The following is a 2,279-nucleotide window of genomic DNA, read 5'->3' on the forward strand; positions in this document are numbered from 1 at the left end:
TATGTTAACATCTTCGTTAGTTAATGTCAACTAAGTTTTTTTATTTCGTTTGTCGTGTTCTGCGTTATTGCATCGGCGACTTGTTCTATATTACACCTCTATTCAGTAATAGTCAATATTAATCTTTCACTTTTTTAGAAAAGATGAAACAGCTACTCATATTCCTCTTTATTTTTCATACATATATTTAAAATATCTGAAAGGGGTGTAGAGATTGTTCGACCCTCCCTTATTACACATCATCAATGCCCATTCAAGAAATCCACATTATCATAAGAATTTTCCTATCATACTATTTTGGAGCCAAAAAAGTGGTTGTACTTCTCTTGCCAAGTGGTTCTTTTACCAGATTGATTTATTACAAACAGCTCTAAGTTATAGCTCTTTCATTCATAATTATGAATATGATATATACAAAAATGCACCTGCCTATAGTCTACGACTAGGTATAGCGTTACGAGAAAAACAGAAAGAAACTTTTAAACTTGTTCGTAATCCTTATAAGAGAGCAGTCAGTTCCTTCGTATCCTTAATTGCACCTCCTTATATAGAAAATCCCCAATGGAAGCCCATCCGAAAGTTTCTATATCAAGATGAAAATTCCTCCAAAGGGCTCTCATTTAAACAATTTCTATACTATCTATTTATTAATCGTGCTCAGGCAAATGATATTAACCCGCATTTCACACAACAGTATATAGATAATGAAGAAGAATATGTGACCAATTATATATACTTAGAAAACTTTGATCAGGAAATAAAGGCATTAGAAAAACGTTTCGAATTAAAAACCGCTCCAATAAATGCGTTCTCAACATCATGGCATCATCAAACTCCCGCCATGACCTATAAAGGAAATTTTAGCGAAGCAGATATTACTGATCCTTTATTTCCTCGCTACCCTACTTTCGAAAGTTTTTATGATACCGAATGTATACAACTCGTTCAAACAATATTTCAAAATGATTTCAATACGTATAGATATAGTAGAGAGTACCCATACTGATTTCAATCTATTATCTTTGCCAAACATAAAAAAACACCTAATATATATAAGGTGTTTTTTATATTTAAACTATGTACAGCATGCTGCTTAGCAGTCCTTACTATTCAAGTTATTTCTCCTTAATAGCTTACTTATTTTTTGCTTATCTGCCCATATCACTCCAAATAAAACTAAGCTACCACCTATTATTATTCTCCACGTTAAAGATTCATTCAATAGAACAATTGAGGCAACAATACTTATTAACGGTAATGCATTTAAATATAATCCACTTACTGATGCCGAGACTGTCTCTAGTGCTCTATTCCAAAACCAATACGCTAAAATCGTTGCCCCGATAACAAGATACATTACACTAAATCCCGTCTTCCATGTTTCAATTTCTGGGAAACCATAGTAAAAAGTTTCTGCCATTGCAAATGGTAATAGAATAACAGCCCCAATAATTAAAGTTAATGTTGTAAAAACCTTGTTTAATAGATACTGTTCTTGGTTTGGTCTTTTCAGCAATACTGTATAGAAAGCAAATAAGAAAGTGCTTAATAAAATAAGGATATCCCCTATTAAAGATACTTCCTGATCAACGTTACTAGATGGAATTGTAATAAGAAGTACTCCGACACCCCCCAATGCAATACCTATCCAATAATTAAGCTGAATTTTTTCTTTCAAAAAGAACGCAGAAAACAGAATTGTAACTAACGGTAAAGCAGCATCAATAATACTAACATGCAATCCACTTGTTAAAGAAATACCGTAGGATGTGAACATAAAGTACCCAGCTACGCCAGTAAAAGATAGTAAACTCATTCTTTTCCACGGGACTTGTTTATGTGCAACTGATCTTTTTAATTGTTTAAATGAGAACAGCAAACAGATTCCACCAGCGAATAAAAGACGAATAAATAACAAAGTAAATGGCTGAATAGATTCTAATGCCCACTTTGTTGGTGCAATAGCTGTCCCCCATAATATAACAGCCATTAATAACATGCATATTTCTTTCATAAAATCCCCCACACCTATCAAAAAATATATGTTAACTACCTTAATTATAGATTTTTTGATGGGTGAAATCCTTTAAAAACGAAAAAACATTATATGAAAAGTAAAATACTTTTAATCATACTACAACTTAATTAACATAAAAAGGTAATTCTTACCTTAAAAGAACATTTAAACGTATACTTTATATATAACCCTTGACGGCATTATCGCCCAAAATTTATTTTAAACAGTCTTTATTTCATCCTTTTTCCTCTTTACGATTATT

2 protein-coding genes are annotated in these 2,279 nt (G+C 31.9%); one reads left to right on the top strand and one right to left on the bottom strand.

The window, feature by feature from the left end:
- Nucleotides 1-214 precede the first annotated feature (214 nt).
- Nucleotides 215-1,006 carry a sulfotransferase family 2 domain-containing protein gene (locus ACYVEC_RS30605; protein WP_460509588.1) on the top strand — a complete coding sequence of 264 codons (792 nt, stop codon included), beginning with the start codon at nt 215-217 and terminating at the stop codon, nt 1,004-1,006.
- Between the two features lie 87 nt (nt 1,007-1,093).
- Here the strand turns inward: ACYVEC_RS30605 and ACYVEC_RS30610 are convergent, their stop codons facing one another.
- Nucleotides 1,094-2,014: a DMT family transporter gene (locus ACYVEC_RS30610; RefSeq protein WP_063222256.1), complete on the bottom strand. Its 921-nt coding sequence runs from the start codon at nt 2,012-2,014 to the stop codon at nt 1,094-1,096.
- Nucleotides 2,015-2,279: the final 265 nt, after the last annotated feature.

Source organism: Bacillus sp. MN7755, assembly GCF_054771475.1.

Coding starts and splice junctions, on each gene's coding strand:
- ACYVEC_RS30610 (WP_063222256.1), bottom strand. CDS start 2,014: ATGAAAGAAATATGCATGTTATTAATGGCTGTTATATTATGGGGGACA.